Below are 3,051 nucleotides of genomic sequence, written 5' to 3'. Positions count from 1 at the left end.
GTAAAAGAAGAATTACAAGTAACGTCAAGATGTATTCCATTTGAACAAGAAACACTTGATGACAAATGCTTTTGCTGTGGGAAAGAAGCAGAAGAAATGGTATATTGGGCACGTGCATATTAAGATAAAAACAGATCCTTATGAGGGTCTGTTTTTTTTATTTGGAAAAGAATTAGATCTGTTTAGTAGTTCTTTTGTCCCTGCAGCTCTAATATACTAAAAATACTAGGAAATTCTTCTTTTTTTATTGATTTTTCACCCAAACTTTTGTAAAAATACAAAAATATCTTCATTTGAATTGTAAAACTATAATCGCTAATGCAAAAATTTGTATAGAAATTCGGATGGGAGTATGCTTTAATAAAAAGAAAGGTGGAATATATTTCTAAATTATTCTAATTTTCTAGGAGATTAGTATGGGAAATGAATTCGAAACACAACTAATCATCATTCTTTTGTTTGTAATTTTATTATTATATGGATGTTCCTCTGCAAATAATCAGCAGATGATTCAACCACAAGCAGGGTATCTTAATATTCAAAATGAAACGTTGGGGGATATTGACCCAATTCACTTAAGTGGGGAATGGAAGTTTTATTGGCAACAATTCCGAACACCGACAGAACTAATGTCACAATCAACCACTCCTTCCATTGTGACTGTTCCAAACTCTTGGGAGAATTATCAGTCCACAGAACAATATGGTTATGCTACGTACCGTTTAACAATCCTAACTAATGAACAAGATGTTGGAAAAGTACTATCTATTTATATGCCTGGTGTTGCGACAGCGTATGACCTTTGGTTAAACGGCGAAAAAGTTGCTTCTTCTGGGTCTATCGGTACTACAAGAGAAGAAATGATTCCAAAAACATACCCGCAGCTTATCACATTTCAGTTAGATAATTCTGAAACAGATTTAGTTATTCATGTATCCAATTTTCATCAACGAAAATCAGGATTATGGGACTCTATCGCGCTTGGGACAGCTGAACAGATGGCAATTCTAAGAGAAAAAACCATATTGTTACAAGGATTGATAGCTGGAAGTATATTTATAATAGGTTTTTATCATCTTATAATGTTTTTATTTCGCAGGAAAAACTGGTCAGCGCTCTTTTTATCTTTGACCTGTTTTGCAATTACGCTCCGAACATTATTATTAAAAGATGCATTGTTAATTAAAATAATACCGGATATTAATTGGGAACTAGCTGTAACATTAGAATACTTAGCAAATACGTTTGGCCTATTATTTTTTCTACTATTTGTAAGCAGAGAAATGTATGTAGAAAGGTTAAAAAAACTGAATTCGTTGTATATAGGAATATTATTTTTATATAGCATTTTTATAGTTGTAACCCCTGCGAGAATATTTACTAATACCCTAAGTTTTTTTCAGATCATAACGATAATTATCATAGCAAACTTACTTATCATGACTCTTTATAGTGTAAAACAAAAACTCGAAGGCGCTTACCTTCATTTGCTAGCATTATTTGTAATAGCGTTAGCGGTAATGAATGACTTTTTATACTATACCCATAAATTAGAGACAGAAGAATTAGTATCATTAGGTTTATTATTCTATTTATTTATACAATCTATTCATCTAGCTAGAATTTCCTCGCGTTCTTTTACACAGACAGAAAAGCTTACAGAAGATTTATATAAACTAAATGAATCGTTGGAAGCAAAAAGTGGAAGAACGAACGGATCAACTGCAAGAAGCAAATACAAATTTAAAAAGGATTGAAAAAGCTCGCAAGCATTTACTAGCAAGTGTTTCCCATGAATTAAATACTCCGCTAACATTTATTCAAGGGTATGTAAAAGCAATATTGGATGGAGTAGTTTCGAAAAATGATACTTCTTATTTACGAGCAATATATAACGATGCTCAAATGATGGCTCATATGATTAAAGATTTACAGGAACTTTCAAGGTTTGAATCAGGACACGTTGCCTTTCATTTTGAAGATACCGATATTCAATTATTTATTAAGAAGTTTTATGAGGAGCAAAAATCAATTTATGCAGAAAAAGATTTAAAAATATATTACGAGGAGATATATTCTGTCCCACTAAATACAAGAATAATTTGTACGATTGATCCTATTCGCATTCGACAAGTAATTAGTAATTTACTTGTAAATGCACAGAAGTTCACCCCTAGTGGCGGAACAGTAAATATAGAAATTGAATTACCGTCTTTAACAAATAATAAAGAAGTTAAAATTAACATTAAAGATACCGGGAGGGGAATTCGCAAAGAGGATATACCATATATTTTCGAAAGATTTTATAAAGCTAGTGATCAGACAAATAGTACTTATAGAGGCGCAGGTTTAGGCCTGGCAATATGTAAAGAAATTATTGATTTTCATAAAGGAGAAATTGGCGTTACAAGTCAAATTGAAGAAGGGAGTTCATTTTATTTTACGTTACCAATAAAGGGGGAATACGAAAGTGACTAAAAAAGGGAAAATTTTAGTGGCAGAAGATGAAAGAAAAATTCTTAATTTGCTACAACTATACTTGGAGAAAAATAACTATCAAGTAATTACCGCCCAAAACGGGATAGAAGCTTTAGAGAAAATTAAAAAATTTGATCCGGATTTATTAGTTTTAGATATAGTAATGCCGGAGATGAATGGTCATGAAGTTTGTAAAAAAGTTCGTAAAGATAAAAAGTATAAAGATATCCCAATCATTTATTTAAGTAGCTTAACTGAAAAGCAATCGATTGTTTCAAGCTTAGAATTGGGTGGGGATGATTATCTGACGAAACCATTTGATCCGAATGAATTAATAGCAAGAATCAATGCAATTTTAAGGAGGATAACAGGTAGACAAGTTACTAGTGAGAAGCAAATTGAAGAATTAACTTACCAAGAACAAAAGATATTACACTATATGGAGGAAGGGTATACAAATAAAGAAATAGCTCTTAAACTCTTCTTAACTGAAGGTACAGTTAAAGTATATAATCATATCATTTATCAAAAATTACAAGTGAGAAACAGGACCCAGGCAATTGTTCGTGCAAA

Annotated in this window: 4 protein-coding genes; all 4 read left to right on the top strand. The window is 31.6% G+C overall.

Annotated features, from left to right (window positions below):
• A partial coding sequence (locus tag ACPYKA_RS20140) for a hypothetical protein (protein ID WP_479543973.1) occupies positions 1 to 123 on the top strand: 123 nt, incomplete at its 5' end.
• Positions 124 to 416: 293 nt separating this feature from the next.
• Positions 417 to 1,757 (top strand): 7TM diverse intracellular signaling domain-containing protein, encoded by a 1,341-nt coding sequence (locus ACPYKA_RS20135; RefSeq protein WP_479543972.1) that lies wholly within the window; start codon positions 417 to 419, stop codon positions 1,755 to 1,757.
• Positions 1,702 to 2,478 carry a sensor histidine kinase gene (locus ACPYKA_RS20130; protein ID WP_479543971.1) on the top strand — a complete coding sequence of 259 codons (777 nt, stop codon included), beginning with the start codon at positions 1,702 to 1,704 and terminating at the stop codon, positions 2,476 to 2,478. Before ACPYKA_RS20135 ends, ACPYKA_RS20130 begins: the two co-directional genes overlap by 56 nt.
• Positions 2,471 to 3,051: response regulator (locus tag ACPYKA_RS20125; protein WP_479543970.1), on the top strand; the 581-nt coding region annotated here is incomplete at its 3' end. The genes ACPYKA_RS20130 and ACPYKA_RS20125, both read left to right, overlap by 8 nt.

Origin of the sequence: Pseudogracilibacillus amylolyticus (SeqCode) (genome assembly GCF_051918545.1) — a bacterium.
Lineage (GTDB): Bacteria > Bacillota > Bacilli > Bacillales > Amphibacillaceae > Pseudogracilibacillus.
The sequence above is the reverse complement of the archived record's forward strand: the minus strand, read 5'-3'. Positions and strand labels throughout refer to the sequence as shown.